At 77.0% G+C, this 24810-nt stretch carries 3 protein-coding genes (1 of these 3 running past the window's edge); all 3 read left to right on the top strand.

Translation table 11 applies throughout. The features are described from left to right. Tightly spaced (each overlapping or abutting the next), the 3 genes in view from IE271_RS22000 to IE271_RS21990 form a layout consistent with a single transcriptional unit that may run on beyond the window. Window positions 1–23219, top strand: the end of a protein-coding gene (locus IE271_RS22000; protein ID WP_190192108.1) for a lonely Cys domain-containing protein. 23695 nt of this gene lie to the left of the window's left edge; 23219 of the gene's 46914 nt are visible here — the last part of the coding sequence; its start codon lies beyond the left edge, outside the window; its stop codon occupies window positions 23217–23219. Next, window positions 23216–23893: a type VII secretion system-associated protein gene (locus IE271_RS21995; RefSeq protein ID WP_190192107.1), complete on the top strand. Its 678-nt coding sequence runs from the start codon at window positions 23216–23218 to the stop codon at window positions 23891–23893. Before IE271_RS22000 ends, IE271_RS21995 begins: the two co-directional genes overlap by 4 nt. Then, window positions 23890–24810, top strand: a complete 921-nt coding sequence (locus IE271_RS21990; RefSeq protein WP_190192106.1) for a type VII secretion system-associated protein — start codon at window positions 23890–23892, stop codon at window positions 24808–24810. Before IE271_RS21995 ends, IE271_RS21990 begins: the two co-directional genes overlap by 4 nt.

Here is a 24810-nt window from a genome sequence, read left to right as displayed (position 1 = left end):
ACACCCTGTCGGCGGTCATGGCGGACCTGGACCAGGACTCCGCGCCCCACCGGGTCGTCGCGGACCCCTCCGCCCTGTACCTGGTGCCGGAGGGCGGTGGCGACACGGCCCTGCGCATTCCGCTCCAGGTCCAGGAGACGGCCGACTCCGCCGCTCCCGCGGGCCTCGTCCTGACGGCGCCCCCGCCGGCCGCGCCCCTGCTGGTGCCCACCGGACGCACCCCCGTGTACGGCTTCAACGCCTTCCCCCAGCTGGTCCGGGCGCTGCACGAGGTCGCCCCGGCGCTGCGGAGCTCCTGGGGCCTGCCGGCCGACGCCTCCGTGGAGGCGTCCGTCGCCCGCCTCGGCGAACTCGTCCAGGCCGGGCAGCTCGGCCTCGACGTGCCCCGCGCCGGCGCCGGACTCATCCCGCGCATCCCCGGCAGCCGGCCCCTGGGCAGCCCCGGCGGCATGCCCACGCTGTCCATCGCGCTGTCCTCGCCCCGGCCGGTCACCGACAGCGACGGCGTCGACCGGGCCCGGGGCGCCACCGGCACCACCACCGCCGACAGCTCCTTCGCCCCGACCGACCAGGGCACCCACAGCCTGCGCCCCGGCAGGCAGCTCCTCGCGCTGAACGTGCCGCTCGCCGCCCAGCAGCCGCACGCCTCCGCCGCCGGCACCGGCCTGAACCGGCTGCGCGCCGCCGCGCCCGCCGACCGGCGCGGCACCCGCAGCCACGAGACGACGGTCGACGCCGTCATCACCGTCGAGGGGCCCGAGGGCCGGCGCTGGGTCACCGGCACCGCCGTCGTGCGGCTGTGGGAGAACGACCTGCTCGGCTTCGGCGTCACCCCCGCACGCCCCTACGCCGGGGTCTACGACGTGCCCGCGATGCTCGCCGGGCAGGAGGCGGAGGACCTGCGCGACTGGGCCCGGCACCCGGTCACCGACCTGCCGGCCGCGCTCGCCGCCGGGCTCGACCCGGAGGACTCCACCGCCCGCCTGTGGCTGGACCTCGGCGACGACCCCGACGGCAGCCGTCTCGCCCGCGCCCTGTACGCCGCCTCCCGCACCGCCGTGCACGCCGCGCGGCCGGTGGAGCTGGTGGTGCGGACCGCCGACGGCCCGCGCCACTGGCCGTTCGCCGCCGACGGCACCCCCACCGACACGACCGACGCCACGCGTGGCGCCTGGAAGGACTGGCGCGAGGCCGCCGACGCCCACGACGCCGCCGTCGCCGCCGAGCAGCAGTCCGCCGCGCCGGAGCAGGAGTACCGGCAGGAGCCGGAGGTCACGGCCGAGGCACTGCGCGACATCGAGCGCGCCCTGGGCGACCGGCCGACGCAGGCCGCCCGCCGGACCGCCTTGCGCGACCTGGCCCGGCTCTCCGCCGACCTCGACACGGTGCGCCGCGCCGAGGGCACCGGCGTCTCCGGCTCCCTGCTCGGCTCGCTGTCCGCCACGCCCCCGGCCGCGCCCGGTCCGCGCCGCGCCCCCGCGGCCCCCGGCGGCGCCCGTCTCGCGCCGCCCGCCACCGTCGCCCCGGGCGTGCCGTCGACGCTGCGCGCCGCACCCGTCCGGCCCGTCGTCCACCACCGCGCCGACCTGCTGCGCATCGCCCGCCGGGTCATCGAACGGGAGTCCGTCCGCGGCCTGTCCGTGGAACGCTGCCTGCAGCTCCTCAACGCGCTGCGGGCCGAGCTGTACCCGGCCGGGGTCCGCCCGGCGGTCACCCTCGACGACAGCGCCGCCGTACGGACTCCGGCCCCGGACGGCGCGCTCGCCCAGGGACCGGGCTGGAACCGCGTCGGCTCCTGGGAGGCGCTGGCCGAGGCGGTCACGGCCGCCGGGCCCGGCGCCGCCGCCTTCGTCCTCGCCCGCCGCCCGAACCACGTGATGGGACACGCCTGGGCGGCCTACCACCTCGGCGACGGAGGGGTGGAGTGGGTCGACCTGTCGGCGCCCGCCACCCGGACGCTGTCCTCGCAGGCCCCGCCGTTCGCCGCGGCCGAGGCCCGGGCGGCGCTGATCGGCCCGTCCGGGCAGGTGCTGCCGGACGCCCTGCCGGCGTTCCTGCAGTCCTCCTCGACCACGCACGCCGCCCTCGACGCGGCCACCGAGCGCAACCGCTACGCCGGCGTCGGTCTGGAGGTCGAGGACCGGCGGTTCTTCTTCATCCAGGGCCTGGCCGAACCCGACGCCAAGATCGAACTCGCCACCGCGCCCGGCCTGAAGATCGTCACCGACTGGACCGACTTCTGGCGCACCGCCGACGGGAACTTCCACCTGCACCGCCCCGAGACCGCGCCGGGCGAGCCGGAACCCTTCCTGGAGTCGTACACCATCGGTGAGTTCGTCATCGAACCGATGGCCTCCGTAACCGGTGAGCGGCGCCAGTCCCCGCAGCAGGTGCTGGACCGGCTGGAACGCGCCCTCGACGGGGTCGCGGGCGCGCGCCAGGGCGGGACTCCGCTGGCCGAGCTGCTCCCCGCGTCCGACGGCTGGACGATCAAGGACCTCGGCCCCCGCATCCGTGTGCTCGTCGCCCCCGACCCCGGCGGCTACGACCACACCTTCCTCACCCAGGCCACCCCGGGATACCCGGCCGCCCGGCTCCGCGACCTCCAGGACACCGCCGCTGCCCACCTCACCGCCCCCTGGCTGCGCCCCCTGGTCTCCCTCGGACGCGGCTACGGCCGGGACGCCACCGCCCACTACGTACGCCGCCTGCTCGGCCGTGACGACGTGCCGTCCGAGCTGATGCCCTTCCTCTCCGGCATCCCCGACATCGAGGAGGTGTGGGGCTACGCCTGGCTGGCCTACCACCACGTCGCGGCCCGCCCGGCCGGGGTGGTCATCCAGGGGGCGGCCCTGCCCGGCGCGCAGCCGATGCTCACCAAGCACCTCCTGCCGGTGGCCTCCCGCAACCCGCTCGACCGTATCCTTCGCGCACTGCGCCCCCGCACCCGCGCCTTCCTCGCCGGCCGGCTCACCCCGCTCGGGGAGGACCTGTCCGCTCTCACCGAACGGGCGCGCGCCACGATCGCCCGGGCCTTGGAGGAGTACCAGCGCAAGCTGTCGCCCGACCGCCCGTACTTCGCGGGCTTCTTCGACACCGCCGCCTCCGCCGCGCCCAGCCCGCGCGAGCACCTGACGGCCGCCTTCACCGGCCGCACCTCCGACGGCCGCCTGGTGACCCAGCAGGAGACGGTCGGCATGGACGACCACCCGCAGCTGGACACCGACGAGGGACGCCTGCGGATCCCTCTGGTCCTGCCGGAACTCCGCGAGTTCGGCTACACCGGCAGGTTCCTGACCCGCGGGCAGGTCCGGCGGGCCGTCGATGAACTGGTCCAGCTCACCGGGCAGGCCTACCATCGGGCGGCCCAGCTGCACACACCGCTGCCCGAGGACGTGCTGCGCGACTCCGTCGAGCGGGTCCTCGGCCACCCGGCCGTCCAGGCCGTCGCCGACTTCCTCGCACTCGCCTCCGGCCAGGGCTGGCCGCAGGCCGACGGCCGCCGCCAGGGACTGCTGTCGGTGCCCCGCGCGCACAGCGTCGCCGAGACCCTCGGCCGCTACGCGCTCGGCTTCCCGGTCCCCGCGGACCACCCCGACCTGAGCACCCTGCGGGACGCCGCCGAACGGGCCGCCGTCCTCCAGGGCAACGTGCCGCCGGCCGAGCGGGACCGGACCGCCGCCCTGCTCACCGCGATCCGGAACGCCCTCGTCCACGTCGCCGACCCGGCGCGGCGGCCCGAACCCGTCGCCTGGGCGCCGGTGATCGTCGCCGCCGACGGGACGCACGTCCCGGTCGGCAGCATCGCCCTGCTCAAGCACCGCGCCCCGAGCGGCCGCCCCGTCGGCCTGTCCTCCCGGCCCGCGGCCGACTGGCGGGACGCCCGCCGCCAGACGTACGGGCTGCTGCCCGCCACCGGGCACTTCACCTGGGTGCGCTACGGCTCCGCCCCCGCCGAGAGCGCCCCGCAGCCGCTGCCGTTCACCGACCCCTACCTGGTGGGGCTGCGCGGCGACGCCTCCGGTCTCGCCCTAGCGCTGAACGGCGCAGGGTCCGCCGTCCTGGACGCCGACGGCCTCGCCGACCTGCTCTTCGCGGCCGATCCCGACCTCACCGCGTCGCTGCCGGACCGCCCGGTCCTGTTCCCCGCGGCCGACCTCACCGGCGCCGCGGCCCACGACCCGCTGGAGCGGCCGCTGCTCGGCCAGGCCGTCGCCAACGTCCTGGACCGCTGGGTCTGGGGCACGGCGGGCGGCTACGAGACCTTCGTCACCGCTCCGGACGCCCAGGCCCCGGCCCGGTTCCGGCTCGCCGAGGGCGACGCCTTCTCCGCCTTCCGGCCCGAGCCGACCGGCCCGCAACTGGCCCGCCTCGCCCGGGAGGTGACCGGCGACCCCGGCCGCGCTCCGCAGGTGCTGGGCCACCTGCGCGCGCTGCGCCTGGTCTACGGCCCGCACCTGGAGGACGACCGGACGACCCTGCACACCCTGCTGCGCGGCTTCCAGGCCCTGGAGGCCGACCGTCTGCAGCGGGGCCTCACCGCTCCGCTGACCTGGGGCGAGCTGCGGCAGTCGATCGCCGCCCAGTTCGCGGGCAGCGTGCTGACCGAGCCCGCGCCGCCCGTCGGCCTGCCGTTCCTGCTGGTCGCCGCGGCCGGCCGGACCGGGACGGACCTGGAGCTGTCGGGGCTGGACCTGACGCCGCGCCACCACAGCCCGCGCGCCTGGGCGTCGGCGCCGCAGGTTCCCGGCCCGTACGGACAGCACGGCCAGGGCGGCGAGCCGTCGCTGTTCTCCCTTGCCACCCCGACGACGACCGGGCAGCCGGACCCGTCCGCCGACCTCTTCCCCCCGGCTGTCCAGTCCGCCCCGGCGCCTGCCTCCGGCGCTCCCGCTCCCCGCCCGCTCTCCGGTACCTTCACCGGCCCCGGCGACCCGCTGCTCGCGCCCGGCACGCTGATCCGGGGGGCCGGGGGCGCCGTACGGGGCCGCAACCTCACCGGCAAGCCCCTCAGCGACCCCGACCTCACGAAGATCCGTACCCTCCAGGTGCACCCCGGCACGCCGTCGCGGGTCTTCGCCCGGTCCGCGCCCTGGCCCGACACGGCCTACGTCGTCGCCGTACCCGGCGGCGCCGGGCAGGCGTGGCTGCCCGACGGCCGGGTCCTCGGCCCGGACACCCTCGCCGACCTGCTGGCCGCCGACCCGGAGCTGGCGAAGCTGCCGGCCGACGTCCCGGTGCTGCTGGTCCTGCCCTACGCGGGCGACGGCTACCAGGAGGCGCTGTGGGCCGCGGCCGAGAAACTGGGCCGGACCGTCTGGGGCGCGAGCGGCGACGCGCGCATGCTGCCCGACGGCGACCGCCACGGCCCCGCCCTGGTCGATGCCGACCCCGCCCACCCCGTCGGCACGTGGCTGTCCGTCGCGCCCGCCCGCCTGGCCCTGCCCGAGCAGGACCGGGAGTTCACCGCCGTCGACGGCACCCGGGTGCGGGAGAGCGAGATCGAGACCCGTCCGCTCACCGACGACCAGGACCGGCACTACGGCCGCCTGTCCCTGCCCCGCACGGCCGACCACCGGGTACGGCGCGACGAGGACCGCTTCCGGCGCTTCCGCCACCTGCGTGAGCTGGTGCACGTGGCGCCCACCGGGACCGGTCCGTACGAGGAGAGGCGGGAGCCGGTCGCGCCGCCGCCCGCCGGCGTCTACCTGTACGCCGCCCACGGCGACCCCGGCCGGATGCAGGCGCCGCTGCGCGACGGCCGCACCGTCTGGCTCGACAAGCACGAGGCCGCCCGCTACATCGGCGGACTGCGCGAGGTGCGCGCCCTGCCGCCCGGCCACCGCATGCACCTGGAGGTCTGCTGGAGCGCCACGGACGGCGACCCGCACCAGTCCCACCGGCAGTTCGCGGAGGCACCGCACGTCGACGACCCGCTGGCGGACGTACCGCTCGGCCAGCTCGTCGCCAACGCCACCGGCCGGGTGACCGACGCCTCCACCCGCCACACCGGTCTCGACGACCGGACCCGCCTCGCCATGTCCTCGGCCCGCGGCACCCTGAGCCGCCGCGTCCTGTTCCGGCCCGAGCCGGACGGGGCCGCGCTCGACCGGCTGGCCCGCGACGGCGGCCTGCACACCGGTTCCGGCCCCGTGCCCGAGAGGACCCGGCGCACCGCCCTGCGCCTGGTGCGCGCCCTGCGCCAGGCCTACGGCAGCGACGTCGAGACCGATCCGGCCCGCCATGCCCGCCTGTGGCAGGGCATCGCCGCCCTGGACCGCCTGCGCGCCAACGACCCGGCGCTCTCCACGGCCACCCCGTTCCGGATGGACCTCTGGGACTTCTTCACCGAGCAGCACACCGGGCGGGCACCCGACCCGGCCGGCCGGACCGCGCTGCTCGACCATGCCCGCGCGGTCATCGCAGCCGACCCCGCCGCACGGCTCGGCACGGCGGTCCCGTCGCCGGCCCTCGAACTCACGTTGCGGCTCCGGCAGCTCGCCGGCAACGGCGAGGCCGTCCTGCGCTACGTCCAGAACCTCCCCGCCGACGCCGCTCCCACCCCGCGGCACTGGGCTTCGACCCTGTGGGCCACCGTGCGCGCCGCCCACCGGCTGTCCGGCGCCCCGACCGGTGAGCAGCCGCAGGCGCTGGGCCGCCGCATCCTGCACCTGCCCGACAGCGCCCCGTGGACCCCGGCGCGGCAGCAGGAGGTGTGGGCGCTGACGGCCCGCGCCGCCGCCGAGGGCCTGGACATCGGCGACACGGACGTGCTGGCCGCCTACCACCTGGCGAGCAACGGCGCGTTCGGTCCGGCGACCGAGCTCGCGGACCACCGGCAGGCCACCGGTGTCAACTGGAGCGGCAGCGCCGCACCGCACGGCGTCGACTGGGGCTCCCCGCTCCAGACCGTGCCGGGCCCGGCGGGCGGCTCCCGCCGCCCCTCCGTGGCGCCCTGGGCCGGAGCCGACCGGCCCGCCCCCCGGGTCTACCTGGTCCACGCCGACCAGGCCGGCCGTATCACCCTGGACCTGCCCGGCGGACAGGTCGCCGTCTCGCAGGACGAGTTCCTCGCCCTGCTCGACCTGGATCCGGTCCTGGGCACCCTGCCGCTCGGCGCCCCCGCGCTGTTCCTCGCCACCGGACCGGCCCCGCTGCCCGCCGGGTTCGTCACGCGGTTCGCCGAGCGCACCGGCCGCACCGCCCACGCCGCCGCCGGGCCGATGATGCTGACCGGCCCCGAGACGGCCCCGCGCACCGTCCTGCTCATGCTCGACCCGGCGACCGCGGGACCCGGCCTCTGGACCACCGGTGCGCGCACCGCACCGGGTGCCCCGCACCCGCGGAGCGGGAAGTCCGGGGAGTCCCTGTTCGCCCCCTCCGGCCAGAACCCCACCGGGCAGGCCTCGGCCGACCCCTCGTCCGCCCTGGCCTCGCTCACCCTCGACGACACCACGGCCGCCTCCGGCACCGCCCTGGACCTGCCGCCCGAGACCCTGCTGCGCAACGCCTCCGGGAACCCCACCGGCCGTAACCTCACCGGCACCGCGGTGCGCCGGGTGCGCATGGGCAGTGCCCGCGTCGTCGTCGGCGACGCCTCGCCCGACGGCGCCGACTCGCGCCCCGCGCCCTGGGGCGACCGGGCCTACGCGGTGTGGGCCGAGAGCGACCCCGCCGGCCTGCGCACCGCGGACGGCCGGGTGCTCGGCCCCGAGGACCTGGCCGCGACCCTGGCCGCCGACCCCGAGCTGGCCAAGCTGCCGCCGGACGTGCCGATCGTGCTGGTGGTGCCGGGAGCGGCGAACTTCCGCCACCTCGAGATGCTGAGGGCCCTCGCCCGCCGTACCGGCCGTACGGTGTGGGCGCCCAGCGGCGAGGCGCAGCTGCGGCGCACCAAGAAGGGCGACCACGTGCCCGTCCTCGTCGACCGCGGCCCCGGGCACGCGGTCGGCGCCTGGGTTCCGGTGCACCCGGACGCGGTGAGCGCGCCGCCGGTGGACCGCACCTGGACGGCCCTGGACGGCACCGTGTTCCGCGACGACGACGTGGACAGCCGGCCGGTGGTCTCCGACCGGGACGAGCGGTTCGGCCGGATGTCGCACGCCGACGACGTGCGCGAGCGCGAGGAACTGCTGCGCGGCTACGCGCACGCCACCCGCCTGGTGCGGCGCACTCCGTACCCCGGCGGGAGCAAGCTGACGAGCGTCGAGCCGCGCGAGCCCGCCGAGGCGGCCGCCTACACCTTCGCCGCCCACGGCCTGCCCGGCGGACTCCAGCTCGCCCTGCGCGACGGACGGACGGTCTGGCTCTCCGGCGAGGACGGCGGACGCTACATCGGCGGCCTGCCCGAGGTACGGGACCTGCCCCGGGACCACCGCATGGGCCTGGAGGTCTGCTGGTCCGCGTCCAGCGGCAACCCCGCGCGCATACAGCTCGACAACCGGATGGCGCCCACCCCGGACGACCCGCTCCAGGAGCTGTCGCTCGCCCAGCACACGGCCAACGCGAGCCGCCGCGTGGTCAACGGCTCCCTGATGAGCAGCGGCATCGGCGTCGGCGCCCGCGTCCTGTTCGACACCCCCGGCGGGCTGCCCGGGGTGCGCCTCGACTTCCACCCCGAGCCGACCGCCGCCGAACTGGACGCCCACGCGGTCACCGCCGGGCTGCACACCGGCACCGGCCCCGTACCCGACGCGGCCCGCGCGACGACGCTGCGTCTGGTGCGCGCGCTGCGCCTGGTGTTCGGCGCCGAGGCCGAGGCCGACCCCGCCGGGTACGCGCGGCTGCTCAAGGGCGTCGGCGCGCTGGAGACGCTCCGCGCCCAGGATCCGCAGCTGAGCCGCTTCACGCCGTTCCGCATGGAGCTGTGGTCCGCGATCGCCCAGCGCGTCGCCGGCGGGCGCGCTCCCGCCTCCGCCGACTACCGCACCGCCCTCGACCAGGCGGTGCGGATGCTCGCCGCCCCGCAGAGCGGCCCGCTCAGCACTGCTATCGGTGACCCCCTCCTGCGCAACGCCCTCGCGCAGCTCGCCCAGCACGGCGAGGCCCTGGTGCGCACGGTGCTGCGCCGGCCGCCGCAGGCGGGTCCGGTGGGACCCAAGGAGACCGCGCAGGTCCTGTGGGCCCTGCACGCCGGGGCCCGCAAGCTGGCCGCCCTCGGCCCGGACGGCGAGGCCAGGGCCCGCCGCATCCTGCACCTGCCCGCCGACCAGCCGTGGACGCCGGCCGGACAGCGGCAGCTGTGGTTCCTCGCGGCGCACGCCGTCGTGGCCGACGTCGACGTGAACGACGACACCGCGCTGGCCGCACTGCACCTGACGACGCTCGGCGCGTTCGCCCCGCAGCACCACCTGGTCCGCGACGGAGGCCGGTTCACGGGCTTCAACTGGAGCGGCAACCCCGCGCCGGGCGGGCTCGACATGGAGGCGTTCACACGGCACATGCCCCAGTCCGACGGCGGCGTCGAGCACCGCAGGAGCGAGTACCCGTGGACGGTGCAGAAGCAGGAGGAGGCCGCGGTCTTCTGGGCCGACGCCCACCCCGACGGGCGGATCGTGCTCCGGCTGGCCGGACAGCCCGAGATCACCGTGTCCGACGAGGAGTTCCTCGCCCTGCTCGACATGGCGCCGCCGCTGCGCGCCGGCGCTCTCGAGGTGCCCGTCGCGCTGCTGGTCCCCCGGACCACGGGCCCGGGCCGCAACCTGCCCGCCGCGGTCGCCACCCGCACCTCCCGTCCTACCTGGGCCTTCACTGGCGTCCTGCATCCCGACCCGGCGCCCGCAGCCGACGGCGCCGCGCCCGCCCCGCTCCATCTGCTCGCGCCGCCCGACCCGGACACCGGGCAGCACGGCCGCTGGGGCCGCGCCATGCCGCCCGTCCCCACCCCGGTCATGCTCACCGAGCCGCTGGCCGACGAGGCGGGCGCGCCGACGCTGGTCTCCTCGCCGGCCTCCGCCTCCACGTCCACCGTGGCGCCCCGTCCGGCCGCGGACGCCACGGGCACCTTCCACCTCGGGCAGGCCGCCCCCGCGCACCGCGCGCCGGCCACCCGCGCCGTGCGTCCCTTCGGCGCGCCCGCCGCCCCGCCCCTACAGCGCGTCCCCCGCTACCCCGCGCCCGAGCAGATCAACGCCACCCCGGTGGGCACGGACCCGGTGACCGCCGACCCGTCGTCCGCCCTCGCCTCGTTCTCCCTGGACGACGCCACGGCCCCCGCCGCCGACGAGGCCCCCTGGTCGGTGCCGTCCTGGCGCCCGGCCGGCACCCCCGGAACGGTCCGCTTCGCCGCCTTCTACCAGGACCGCGAGTGGCGGCGGCGCAGCGTCCAGCTGGAGTTCACCCTCGCCGGGCTGATGAGCACGCACTCCGGCATCACCGAGGCGGCCCGCACCGCGGCCTCCCGCCTGTACGCCGACCTGACGGAGCGTTACGGCGAGGAGCGCGCACAGCGTGCCTTCCTCGACCCCGGCATCCCGTACGAGAACCCCGCCCGGGCCCTGGACCGGCTGCTCACCCTGCCGCCCGGCGTCCTCGCCCTCGACGAGCTGATGGCCGCCTACGCCCGCGCCGCCCACGCGGGCCGCGAACTCCCCGCGGACCTCGCCGAGGCGCTGGCCCGCCCCGTCGGCAACCGCGCCAAGTACGCGCCCGGCAGCGCCTACCGCGCCGTGCACGACAGCCGCGGCCTGCGCCGGGTCGGCGGCGAGCGCAACGTGGCGCTGCGCCTGCTCCAGACCTACGCCGCGCTGGGTGCCTCCCCGCTCGAACTGGCGGCCTTCCGCGGCGCCCTGATCTCCTGGCTGATCCCGGCCGACCTCGCCTCCCTGCACGAGATCCTGCTCGCCTCGCACCTCGCCGGGACCGCCCCGAACCACGCGCGGGAGCGGACGTCGGCGCTGCGCGACGGCGCGGGGCTGCACCTGTGGGCGGACGCGTCGGTGCGCGAGGCCCGCCTGCTGTCCCTGCTGCCGCCCGGCGACCCGCGCGCCCACCACCTGATCCCCCCGCACCAGGCGCTCTACGAGGCCCGGATGCGGTACTCCTCGCGGATCACCCCGCAGCGCCTGTCCATCCCCGGCGACCTGCTGGACCTGGTGGACGGGGCGCTGCGCGACCCGTACGGCCTCGAGGGCGACCGCGGTCAGGCGATGTTCGACTGGCTGCACCGGAACGGCCGGCCCGGCATGCGCGCCCTGTCGGAGCTGGCCCCGGCGCACCTGACGGCCGTCTTCCTCTACAGCGCCAACGACTACCGCCTGATGAAGGCGTACCTGAACGGGCGGCGCCTGGGCGCGGGCTTCTCCCGCCACCTGGTGCGCATCAACACCTGGGCACTGATGCGCCGGGCGGCCGAGGCCAACGCGGTGAGCATGCTGCCCGTCACCCTGCGCCGCCTGGAGGGCGCCCACGAGCTGTACGACGACATGTTCGACGTCGCCAACGAGCTGGGCACGCGCAGCGAGAAGGTGGCGGAGCTGCGGCGCCGGGCGTACGCGTTCGCCGACCGGCTCCACGACGAGCTGCCGCTGCACGTCGACATGGCGACCGAGGCGCTGGAGGTGCTGCCGCCGGTCCAGCAGGACGTCTGGTGGGGCGACCGCGGCATGCCCGGGCCCCTGGACCGCCCGGAGCACGGGCCGGTCTACGGCCGGGACTTCATCGACGTGCCGTTCGTGCGCAGCACCTCGCTCGACCGCGACCAGGCGTTCGGGTTCATGGCCCGCAACAAGCCCGGACCGGCGGACGCGCACCGCGGCATGGTGCACGTCCGCCGGTCCACGGCCCGCGAGGTCACCCCGTTCGTCGCCTACGTCTCGGAAGTGGAGGCGATCTACCCGCCCGGACAGCACTTCCGCGTGGACAGCCGTACCGTGGAGCCGCTCCGCAGCGGCCCGGTCCCCGGGTACGAGCACATCACCGTGCACGAGACGGCCTCGCCGTACGCGTCCCTGCCGCCGGTCCGGCTGCTGGGCGCCCCTGACGACCTGCTGCGGATCACCCAGCCGGCCCCGTCGGGCCCCTGGCCGTCACTGCCGGAGCTGCGGGAGATCCGCGGCGAGGACGGCGCCCTGATCGGTGTGGCGTCCTTCGACGACGCCGACTGGGCGGTGCGCGAGCCGGACTACCGGCGGCTGGCCGAGAACAACGGCTTCGTCGCCTGGGAGCGGGACGCCGACGGGCGCCCGGTGGCCTCCCACCACAGCAGGCCCGGCGACGCCGGCACCACCTTCCACTTCGCCTCGCACGGCGGCGCCACGGGGCTGGCCCTGCACACCGAGGACGGCGGCGTCCGCCACGACGACGGGACCTCCACCGGCCTGGCGCTGCGCCCCCTGCTCGGCCCGCGCTTCCGCAGCGTCACCGTCCTGGCCTGCGGTCCGGCCGGTGCCGTCGCCGACCGGACCGCCGCGCGGGCGCGGGCCCGGCGGCTCGCCGACGCCACCGGGCTGCCGGTGCACCTGCCGGTGGGCCGGACCGCGGTCTCCGACGGGGTGCCGCACCTGCTGGAGGACGCCGAGGGACGGCCCACCGAGTGGGTGACCGAGTACCCGGGAGGCCGGGCCCCCTCGGCGGAGGCGGCCCCGTCGCCCGCGCCCCGGGCCGTCCCGGCGGTCCGCTACCCGGACGCCGGGCAGGTCAACGCCGACGACCCCATGGACGTCGACGACAAGAGCGAGGAGGGGGAGACCTCCGATTCGGACTCCGACTCCGACGAGGAGATGGGATCGGACTCCGGCGGCGGGACCGGCCCCGGAACGGCCAACCCCGGTACGACCGGCCCCGGCGGGATCCAGTTCGTCTTCGAGAACGGCTTCGGTACGACCCACGCCTCCGGCGAAGCCAGTGAGGAGAGCGACTCCGACTCCGACTCCCGCTCCGAGGTCTCCGAACACTCCTACGCCCCGGAGGACCTCAGCGGCTCCGAGGACGATTCCGACTCCGACTCCGAGGACGGCCCCGGCGCCCGGGAGCAGCGCCCGCCGAACCTCGCGTCCTGGCGGATCACCGGAGCGCCCGGCAGCCCCCGCTTCACCGCCCTGTACCCGAACCCGCAGTGGCGGCAGCTCAGCCTGAACTTCGAGTTCGCCCTCGCCCAGCTCCTCGGCGCCCGTCCCGAGGTCCAGCAGGTCGTCCGGGAGACTCTGGGCCGTGCCCACCGCTTCCTCACCGAGCGCCACGGTGAGGAGGCCGCCACCCGGACCCTCTTCCCCACCCCGGACGACCAGGGGACGCAGCCCGGCGACCGGCTCGCCCGCCTGCTCGGCCCCGACGCCCGGCCGACCCTGTCCGAGCTGTTCCTCGCCTACGCCAACGCGGTCTTCGCCGCCCCCCAGTCGCCCACCACGGTCGCCCGGACCCTGCCCGGCACCATCCGCGGCACGGGGCAGCCCCTGCGGTCGCTGCCACCGGCCGTGGGGCATGCCTGGCACCAGTACGACAGCCACGGCTTCCGCAGGGTCGCCGGTCCCGACGGGCCGGCCCTGTGGCTGCTGCAGGGCGCGCTGGAGACGGGTGCCACCCCGGCCGAGGCCGCGATGCTGCGCACGGCGCTGATCGCATGGGCGGTGCCCGCGGGCGTCCACTCCCTGCACGAGGTCCTGCGCGCCTCGCACCTGCTGGGCATGGGCGGTCCCGAGGAGCGCCGCGCCGCCGCCCTGGACGCCTCCCGGCTGCACAGCTGGGCGCGCGAGCACCTGGTCCCCTGGCACCTGATCCCGCCCACCCCCGCGGGCGCCGCCCTGCGGGAGCGGCTGAGGGCCCCGCACGAGGTGCTGTACAGCCACTACAACCGCTTCCCGGCGGCCGTGACGGGTGAGCTGAACCTCCCCGACGACCTCGTGAGGATGGTGCGGGACATGCTCGCGCCGGGCAGCACCGGCATGGACCAGAACGACGAGCGCCTCGTCATCGGCCGCGAGTGGCTGACGCGGTACGGGGACGCGGGCCGCGAGGCACTGCTCCGCCTGTCGCCCGGTCACCTGACGGCGCTGCACGTCTACACCTTCCACGACTACCAGCTGATGAAGGCGTACCTGAAGGGCGAGCGGCTGGGCCGGGGCATGAGCCGCTGGATGGTGCGCCGGATGGTCTGGAGCCTCGCCAGGCGCGGTAAGTACGACCGGATCCCGCTGATCATGCGCATCCAGCCGAACTTCCCGGCGATCTTCACGGGGGTGCAGCAGGCGGTCGGGAGCGGCGACCGGGCGCAGCTCCTGCGGGCGCGCCGCCACCTCGACGCCGTCGCCCGCGGCGTGCACGCCCAGCTGCCGGGCCACATCGACATGACCTCGGAGGCGCTGGAACTCCTCCCGCCCGTCAACCGCACCGTGTACTGGGGCGACCGGGCCGTGCCCGGCACCCTGCGCCGCCCCTCCGAGTCCTCCGCGCTCTACGGCGGCCGGCGGATCACCATGCCGTTCTTCCGCAGCACCGCCCTGGAGCGCAGCAGCGCCCTGGACTTCGCGCTGCGCCGCGGCTCGCCGCCGCGCGGCATGCACCCGCAGCTCACCGAGGTCGCGAACTCCCAGGCACGGGAGATCGCCATGTTCTCCTCGTGGCCCAAGGAGGCGGAGGCCCTCTACCCGCCCGGGGTGGTCTTCGACCGCGTACGCCGCTCGATACTCCACTACGGCAGGGACCGCCGGCCCTTCGCCCTCCTGAGGGTCACCGAGGCCCCCGGCGCCCCCATGCCGGCGACCGCCCCCCTGCCGGCGCCGGACGCCGGTCCCGACGGCCTCGGCGTGCTCTACGCCCACCCGCGCTGGTGGTCGCTGGCCGCGGAGTACGAGCACGCCCTCGGCCGGATCCTGGCCCAGGAGGACGCCGTCGTCGACGCCGCCCGCGAGGCCGTACGCGCCCTGTACGCCTACCTCGCGGACCACCTCGGCCCCGACGCCGCGGTCTCCGCGTTCCCCGACACCGACGCCGACTCCGACTCCGAATCGCTCCCGGACGCCGACATCGACCCCGCCCAGCGGATGGCCGACCTGCTGGACCACGACGAGCTCGACACCCTCCTGGAGGCCTTCGCCGAGGCCGCCTACGGGCCGCTGGACCAGCCCGGACGGCAGTCCCTGCGCCGCCTGTGGCACGAGCACCCGGAGCTCAACACCCGCGGGCTCACCACCACCGTGGCCCCCTCCGAGCCGCACGCGCCGGAGGGCAGCTGGTACCGCGACCGCCACGACCGGCTCGGCCACCCTGTCCGGGACGGCCGCGCCACCCGCTTCGAGTGGCTGCTGCGGGCCTACGCCGCCCTGCCCGGCACCGACCCCGACCGGCTCCTGGAGCTGCGTACCGCACTGCTGGCCGAACGACTGTTCGACGGCAGCCACTCGCTGGCCGAACTGCTGGAGGCCGCGCAGGCGGCCGGGGTCCGCGACACCGGCGAACCACGCCCCGCCGACACCGGCGCGGCGGAGCTGTACGCCTGGGCCGACGCCGTGTTCGCGCCCCGCGTCCGGCTCGCCTCGGACCCGACCCTGCGGGAGGTGCTCGGCGACGACCCGAACCTGCCCGAGCAGCTGATCCTGCCCCACCAGCGGCTCTACCGGCAGCACACCGCCTGGCTCACTCCCTGGATCACCGCAGGCGCCGCCGAACCGGCCGCGATCACCTCGCTCGCCGCACTGGACGGCGAGACCTGGAGCGCCGCCGACCTGGAGACGCTGCCGTGGCCCGGCGGCCCCTCCGCCCGCGAGCGGCGCGCCGCGCTGCGCGCCTGGCTGCTGCGGCACGAGAGCCCGGCCCTGCTGCGCAACCTGACGGCGGCGCACGTACCCGCGCTGTACCTGGCGAGCGGACCCGACGGGAGCCTCTTCAAGGCCGCCCGGGGCACCGGCCCCGAAGCCGCCGCGGGCTTCCGCCAGGCCCTCGCCGAGACGGCCGCCAAGCTGGTGGGCCGGGGCGAGGCCGACGGGATGTACCCGCTGGTGCTGCTCCGCGACAACCGGCTGCGCTCACTGGCCCGCCAGGCGGCCCGGGTGCCCGCCGGTCCCGGCCGTGCCGCGGCCCTGCAGCCTCTGGCGCAGTGGGCCGGGCAGCGGGCCGCCGAACTCGCGGACGGCGCCCGGGCCGAACTGCTCCTGGCAGCGCGGATGGCGCAGGAGGCGCTGGAACTGCTGCCGCCGGTGGACACCTCCGTCTACTACGTGCGTCTGGAGGAAGGCACCGCCGAGCAGGTCGCCACCAGCCGACCGGGCGCCGTTCACGACAGCCCGCACATCCTCTTCACCTCACGGGGCAACCTCGCTCGCCTGCTCGCCGCGCCGCGCATCCCGGACGGCCGCCACCTGGTGCTCCACGAGGTGCGCGGCTCCACCGCGCGGGACGTCGCGCCGTTCGCCCGCGTCCCCGGAGCGCGCAGGGCGCTCTACCCGCGCCCGGCGCGCTTCACGGAGGTCTCCCGCGAGCTGCGCCACGACGCAACCACCGGCCGCGTCTACACCCACGTCCTGCTCCAGGAGGCCCCCGACCAGGACGCCGCCGCCTGGGAGCGGGAGATCCTCACCCGCCCGGTCGTCGCCCCCGACGGCACCTGGTCCGGGCTGACCGCCTACACCGCCCAGGAGTGGGCCGAGAGCCGCCACGGCCTCGCCACCCTGCCGTCCCTGGACTACTTCAAGTACTACGACACCGCCTCCGAGGAGTGGGAGCCTGAGCGGGTCCCGGTGCCCTGGGACAACGGCTCCGTGTTCTTCGCCGTCCCGAGCGACGGCCGCCTGGTGCGCGCCGGCTCCCCGTACGGCTCCCGGCTGATCACCGGCGGGCAGGCGGGCACCTACCTGCGGCGGCTGCTCACCGGCCCCCGCGAGGCCGCCACCGTCGTCGTGTTCGGCCCCCCGGCCGCCGCCGGACCGCTGTCCCGCACCCTGGCCGACACCTCCGGCCACGAGGTCGCCGCGGCCACCACCACCAACGAGACCTACGACCGCGGCCAGGCCACCGGCGTCCCGCACGGACTCCAGCTCAACCAGGCCCCCGGACAGCCGCGCCCCCGCTGGCTGATCAGCGCGCCCACCACGCCGGCCGGCCGCGCGGAGGACACCGGTTCCCCGGCCGACCTGCTCTCCTCGCTCCACACGGACCCCCGCTGGGACGCGGCGAGCCGCGCCTACGAGCGGACCCTCGGCCTGGCGCTGGCCGCCGACCCGGCGGTCCTGGACACCGCGCGCGCCGCGGTGCGCGCCGTCCACCGCCACCAGCAGCGACGAGGGACGGTCGACCCCTCCCGCGCCGCCGCCGTGCTGTTCCCCGAGTCCGCCATGCCCTCGGACCCGCTCGCCGCCCTGGAGGGGCTCCTCGACCCCGCCACGGACGTGACGCTGTCGCGCCTGATGGACATGTACGCCCGCGGCACCGGCCTGACCGACTGGTTCGCCACGGACCGGCCGCGGGAGCGGGACGAGGACGGCAACCACCGCCGCGACCACCGCGACCGCGGGCTGCCGCTCGGCGACGGTCCCGCGCACACCGCGCAGAAGGCCCTGACGCGGTACCGCATGCTGCCCGGCACCCGCCGCGAGGACTCCGCCGCCTTCCGCGAGGTGGTCCTCGGCTGGCTGCTGCCCACCGGCCGCCACTCGCTGACCGAGATCCTCCGGGCCTCGCACGCCGCGGGCCTCGGCGACGCCGCCGAACGCGCCGTCGTCCTCGGCGACGCCGCCCACCTGTACGCCTGGGCGGAGCGCACCCTGCGCCCCGCCGGCCGCCCCGGTGCCCAGGACCCGGCCGCGCTGCGCCCGCCGCACCGCGCCCTGTACGCCACCGACGCGGCCCGGATCGGCGCGGAGGCCACCGGCACCTGGATGCTGCCCGAGGGCCTCGCCGGCGCGATCCGGCGCGGCGAGCGCATCCTCGCCGCCGACCCGGACGCCGACCCCGACGGCCTGCTGGAGCGGGAACAGGCGCTCCTGGAACGCCTGCGCCGGCACGGCGGCTCCGCCCTGGACGGCCTCGACGAGTCCCACCTGACCGCGCTGTACCTGCTCGGCGGCCCCGACGCCGCCCTGCTCGGCGGTGTCCCGGTGGTCCCGGCGGCCCGCGCCGCCCTGACCGCCGCGCTGGAGGGCCGCGGCGACTTCCCGGTGCTGCTGATGGAGGTGCCGGAGTTCCGCAGCCTCGTCGGAGAGGCCCGCGCCCTGCCCGCCGCCGACCGCGCCGCCCGCCTCGCCACGTCGGCGGTCCTCCTCGCCGACGTCGTCGCCCGCTCCGCGGACCTCCTGCGCACCCGCGCCGACCAGCACACCGCCGCCGCCCTGGAGGCGCTGTCCCTGCTGCCGCCGGTGGACACCGCCGTGTGGTGGGGGAGCTGGCTGCCCGGCGAGGCGCCCGCCTCCCAGGAGGCCGCCGACGCGCTGCCCGGCGTGGTCACCGCGGCCCGGCTGCACCCCGTACGGCTGAGCCCGTCCGCGGCTCTGCGGGCGCTGGCCGACGCCTCCCGCGACGGACACCACCCGGTGCTCTACGAGGTGGAGCGCTCCTCGGCGCGCGACATCAGCCCCTACGCGGCGAACCCGGAGGAGCGCCGCGCGGCGCACGCCACGCCCGCCGAGTTCGACGTGACCGCCCGCGTCCCGCGCACCGACCCCGACACCGGCCTGCGCTACACGCTGGTACGCCTCGCCGAGCGCCCCGCCGTGCTCCCGGAGGCCCCGGCACAGCGCACCGCCGCCCCGCACTACCCCGAGCCCGACTACTGGAACAACCCCTGGGCGGGGCAGCGCACCGTCACGTCCCCCTCCGAGATCGCCGCCCAGGAGATCCGCACCGCCGACGGACGGCTGGTCGGCCGCGCCTCCTTCACGGCCGCCGACTGGTCGCTGCGCGCGCCCTTCTACTCCGGTCTGCGGGACACCGCCGGCTACACCGAGTGGAGCCGGGGCCCCGGCGGCATCCGGGTCGCCCGGCAGCGCGCCCTGCCCGCCACCGGCTCCGGCGGCACCTTCTTCTGGACCTCGCACGGCGGCACCGACGGCTTCACCGTCGCCGGTCCGGACGGCCTGCCGTCCGGCGCGACGGGGGACACGGTCGGCCGGCTCCTCGGCACCGGTCCGCGCGATGCGGGCTTCACCAGCGTCACCGTCGTGGTCTGCGAACCCGTCCGCGGCGACGGCGCACCGGCCGACCCGGCCGACACCGCGCGCCGCGTCCAGGGCATCGCCGACGCCACGGGCCTCGACGTGTTCGTCAACACCGGCCGGGTCGCCGTCACCCCGATGCGCCGCCCGGACGGCAGCCCGGCCGCCGCCGTCCACCTGCTGGAGAACGCCGACGGCACCCCCAACGGCTGGCTGCGCGTCAGCCCCGCCTTCCGCGCCGCGCCCCCGCTCCCGGCACCCCCCTTCGAGCGCGTCGCCCCGGCCGGCCCCACCGGGCAGGCGGTGCTGCCCGGCAACCCCTGGTCGGTGTCCCGCTGGCGGATCCCCGGCGAGCCCGACAGCCTCCGCTTCGGCCCGCTCTATGCCCGGCGCGACTGGCGCACCCTCAGCTACCAGTACGAGGTGAACCTCGCCCGGCACATCGCCGCCCGGCCGCAGACCCGCGCCGTCCTCGTCGACGCCGTCAGCCGGCTCCACGCGCGCCTCGCCGCCCAGCACGGCCCGCACGGCGCCGACCTGGCCCTCGGCCTCGCCGCCCCCGGACAGCCCGCCGCGGCGGGCCAGGCCGGGCCGAGCCCCGCCCTGGCCCGGTTCCTGGAGCAGCAGCCCACCGTCGGCCAGCTGATGCAGGCGTTCAGCTCAGCCGCCTACGGCCCCGCGCCCACCAGCCTGCGCAACTCCGAGCCCGGCCGGATCGGCTCCCCGCACCCGCCGCACCCGCGCGGCCACCGCCAGGGCGCGTACCGCCTGGCCCACGACGACCGCGGCTTCCGCTACGTCGGCGGCACCGTGGGCCCGGCCCTGTGGCTGCTCCAGGCGTACCGGGCGACCGGCGCCGACGCCCAGCGCATGGTCGCGTTCCGCTCCGCCGTGCTGGCCTGGTCGGTGCTCACCGACAACCAGTCACTCGCCGAGGTGCTGCGCGCCTCCCACCTCGCCGGCGTCGGCACCGACGAGGAGCGTGTCGCGCTCACCCGCGACGGCGCCCGGCTCCACCTCTGGGCCCGCCGCAGCCTGGCCCCCGACCTGCCGCTGCCCCTGCCGCACCACGCGGCCTACGACGCCACCACCCGCTTCCGCTCCTCGTACGACCTGGAGATCCCCGGGGACATCGCCACCGCGCTGAACGCGGCCCTGACCGGCACCAAGGTGCCCGAGAAGTCCGAGGAGCTGACCGAGCGTGCCGAGGCCGCCCGGAAGTGGCTGGAGCGGTTCGGGGAGGCGGGCCGCCGCGCCGTCACCTCGCTGGCGCCGGGCCACCTCACGGCCCTGTTCCGCTACACCGGCTCCGACCACAAGCTGTTCAAGACCTTCGTCACCGCGAGCCGCCTCGGTCCGGCGGGCGTCCGCTGGCTGATGCGCCACCGGGTGTGGACCCTGGCCCTGGAGGACGCCCGGGCCGACCACTACTCCCGGCCCGAACTGCTGCTCGGCGACGACGAGCTGGGCGACGTCATCTCCGACCTCACCGACCTCTTGGGCACCAGCGAGAACTCCGACTCCGACTCCGAGGACCTGCCTGACGCCGGCGAGGGCCCCGACCCGGAGGACCTGGCCGAGCTGCGGCGCCGGACGGACCGGATCGCCGACCGGATCTCCGACGCGCTGGCGCTGCACGTCGACATGGCGACCGAGGCGCTGGAGATGCTGCCGCCGGTGGCCGCCCCCGTGTGGTGGGGCGGCTGGCTGCCCGGCCCCGTCGACGCGCCGGGCCCCTCCCCGCTGCTGCACGACGGCACGCTGTTCGTCACCCGCTTCCGCAGCACCACCGAGCGCCTGGACCTGGCGCTGGGCTTCGTCCGCGACGACGCCGAGCTCGAGGAGGACCGCCACCCGGTCCTCGGCCACCTGCCCCGGTCGACCGCCCCACTGGTCACGCCGTTCTCGATGTGGCTCACCGAGGAGGAGGTCCTCTACCCGCCGGGCCGCGCCCACACCGTGGTCGCCCGCCAGGTCCGCGAGGACGCCAACATCAGCGAGCCGTACGCCGTCCTCACCGTCGCGGAGCTGCCGCCGTACCCGCCGCGCGCCTATCACAACGCCGAGGACGTCGAGGAGGCCGCGGCCGGTGACGGCACCGCGTCGGCTCCCGCCCGTCCCACCGCGCCCGATCCGGAGCCGCCGGTCCCGCGCGGGACGCTGCGGCGCACCGGCGACGGCGGAGCCGACCTCGACGGCACCCGGTACGACCTGCGCCCCGTGCCCGCCGCGCCCGGCCGCACCGCCGAGACCGCACTGCTGGCCGCCCTCGGCGACCGCGAGCCGCTGACCTCGCTCCTCCCCGAGGCGGAGCCCGGCCGCAGTGCCGCCTTCCGCACCTGGCTGGCGGGCGCCCTCGACGACGAGCGCCTCACCGACGAGGAGGTGCCGCCGCTCGACCCGTCGGCGATGGTGCCGCTGTCCCTGCTGGAGAGCGCGGGCCACTCGCTGACCGGCTCCCAGCGGACGCAGGGCGCCCTGCTCGGCGACGTGCTGCCGGTCGCCGACCTGGCCGCCGGGCCCGCCGTGAGGCTGCGGCTCCTGCTCGCCGACCCCTCCCTGGGCGGCGCGGACACCGAGCCGCCGCTGTCCGTGCTGCTCGCCGCCGCCCTGCGCGCCCTCGGCGTGCCGGCCGCCGTGGCGCAGGCGGACGGTACGGTCACCCGCCTCGGACCCGACGCGGAGGACCCCGCCGTACTCCTCGTCCACGACGGCGACCAGTGGCTCGCCGGAACGTCCGTGACGGCCGTGACGGATTCCGCCGCCGCGGCGCCCGCCCCCGGCCGCCACGCGGCGGACCGGTCGCAGCGCATCGCGCGGGCGATCGACGACGCGCCCCCGGCGGTCCGCCGCCGACTGAGGGAGCTGGCGACAGCCCCCGCCCCGGACGAGGCACCGGCGTGGATCCGCGGCCGGATCCGCTACCTGGAGCAGGCGGAACTCTTCGAGCGGCGCCTCGGCGACCACCTCGCGGACCGGCCCGAGATCAACGACCAGATCGCCGTCATGGCGGCCGAGCTGTTCCGGCGCGCGGACGCCGCGGGCCGCTGGCGCGAGCTGGGCTCCGACGACCCCACCGTCGACGGCGTGGTCGGCGTGGACCGCGACCGGATCGAGGCGGTCGTCGCCTCCGGCAACCTGCGCGAGCGCATGGGCCTGCTCTGGGTCGGCGAGCGGACCACCTCCGACCTGCTGGGCGTCTCCAACCTCAACCCGCCGCAGATCGAGGCCGAGCGCGCGGACCGGCCGCACCACGCCGATCTGGACGCGTACGAGGCCCTGACCGCGCTCGGCACCGCCCTGTCCCCCGCCGACCGCGACCGGCTCACCCGCCTCGAACGCGCCCTGCGCGTACCGCTGGCCCCCGAGCAGGTCCGGCCGCCGCTGAGCGCCGCCGAGCGCGCGCTGATGCCGGACGGCGTCCTGCCCTGGATCCCGGGCGTGTCCCGCTACGACATCGCCATGAGCACCACGCTGCCGACCGCCGCCCACGCCACCGGCGGCCTGGTGCGGGCCGGCACCTCCGGCACCACGCACCGGCTGCTGCGCAACGCCGCGCACATGCGCGAGCAGTGGGGCCTGGACATCGACCTGGGGCTGGTGCGGCTCGCGCTGATGGCGGAGATGCTGCCCGTCCGCCACCACTCGCTGCACGAGATCATGCGGGCCTCGCAGATGGTCCTGGACGACCTGCGGGCCCGTGGGATCGCGGAGTCGTCCGACCTCGACTACGCGGACAACTGGGGCCGTTACTGGCGCATCGCCCCGCTCACGGAGGAGGAGCTGCGCGCCCACGTCGCCGTCGACGGGCTGTTCCCCGACGAGCACGCCCGCGCCGAGATGGACCGGCCGGCCGGCGGCCCGCTGCCGGGCGGACCGGGCCGCGCCCCGGACCCGGACGAGGCCGCCTGGCTCGACGCCCACCGGCACACCATGGACGACGTCCTCGACCTGCTGACGGCGCTCGGTCCCGCCGCCGTCCCCGACGACGCCGGGGACGACCGGGACACCGGCGGGCGGCTGCGGCGGCTCGTCGAGGACTGGTTCCGGGACCGGGGCCTCGTACCCTCCCTGGACCCCGACCGGAACATCCGGCGGATACTGGACGACCACCCCCGACATCTCCCGAGGAACCCATGAACGACACCGCAGCAGCCGACGCCACCGGGGCCGGGCCCGGTCCCGGTGAGGACACCGCGCCACCGGTCCCGGAGGAGCTGAGGGAGGCGGCCCGGCTCGCCCCCGACCACTGGCTGGGCATGGTGGACCCGACGTGGACCGGCACGGGAGAGCCGCCGAACTGGGCGGTGGTCGGCCAGTGGCGCTCCGGCCCGGACGGCGAGATCGCGGAGTGGCGGCCCAACGAGGAGTACCGCCCCTCCCCGCAGGCGCTGGACTGGCCCGCTCCCACCGACCCCGTCGACGAGGCGGTGCAGCTCGCCGCCACCGGCTACGGCCCCGGCGACGCGGTGCCGCGCACGCTGGCCGCCGCCGAGGTCGCGATGCTCCTCGGCCCCGGTGGGACGCCCCTGTCGGCCGTCTCCCCGGACGGCGAGCCGGTGGTCCCGGTCTTCACCTCGCCCGTCCACCTCCACGCCGCCGGCCGCTTCGGCTACGAACTGCTGCCCGCGCTGGACGTCCTGGACCGGCTCCCGGAGGGCCACACGCTGTACCTCAACCCCTCGGGACCGGTCAGCATGACGGTCGACGCGGCCGCGCTGCGCCGCGCGGCGCAGGAGACCGGGCCCGCAGAGGGCACGGCCCCGGGGGACGCGGGCGCCTACGGCCCCGCCGAGGGTGGTGACCTGGCATGACACCGTCCCCGGACAGCTCCGGCGCTCCGGAGACCCCCGGCACCCCGGACCGCTCCGACGCCCCGGCCGAGGCCACCCCGGCCGTCGTCCCGCGCGGCCACCCCGGCTTCCGTGAGCCCCCGGAGGAGTACGTGGCGGCCGCCCGGCTCGCCCCCGACCACTGGCTCTCGGTGATCGACCGGCACTGGGACGGCGCCGCCGGCGAGGTGCCGCCGGTCTGGGCGATGCTGGGACGCTGGCGCAGCGACGCCCGCGGCGAGATCGTCGAGTGGGAGGAGAACCCCCACTACCGGCCCTCGCCCGACGCCTACGGCTGGGACCCGCCGGTCAGCCCGGCGGACGCCGCGGTGCGCCTGGTCGCCACCGGCTACGACTCCGAGGAGCTGCTCGCGCTGGCCCTCGCCGACGCCGAGCTGGCGGTCTGCGTCGACGCCGACGGCGCCCTGGCGGTGACGGAGGCGCCCGACGGCACACCCGCCGTCCCGGTCTTCTCCACCGCTCCCGAGCTGGACCAGGAGCGACTGCCGCCGCACGAGCTGATGGCGGTGCCCGCCCTCCTCGAGAGGCTCCCCGAGGACCGGGAGGTGCTGTTCCTCAGTTCCTCCGCCCCGGTGGGCCAGCTCCTGAGTGCCGACGCCCTGCGCGCGGGCCTGGCCGCCGTCCGGCGCCACGAGGATCCGGACGCCGGAACCGGCCCCGGCCCCGGCACCGGACTCCGGCCCGCCGACCTCGGTGACCTGCGCGACCTGGAGTCGGCCCGCGCGCTGCCCGACCTGTTCCCGGACGCCGGCGCGGACGCTGTGGACGGCACGGACGGCACGGACGGCACGGACGGCACGGACGGCACGGACGGCACGGACGGGGCGGACGGGGCGACGGACGAGGGAGGCACCGGCCCAGGCCCGGCCCGGGGGTGA

The organism is Streptomyces minutiscleroticus, assembly GCF_014650875.1.
Classification (GTDB): domain Bacteria; phylum Actinomycetota; class Actinomycetes; order Streptomycetales; family Streptomycetaceae; genus Streptomyces; species Streptomyces minutiscleroticus.
The sequence above is the reverse complement of the archived record's forward strand: the minus strand, read 5'-3'. Positions and strand labels throughout refer to the sequence as shown.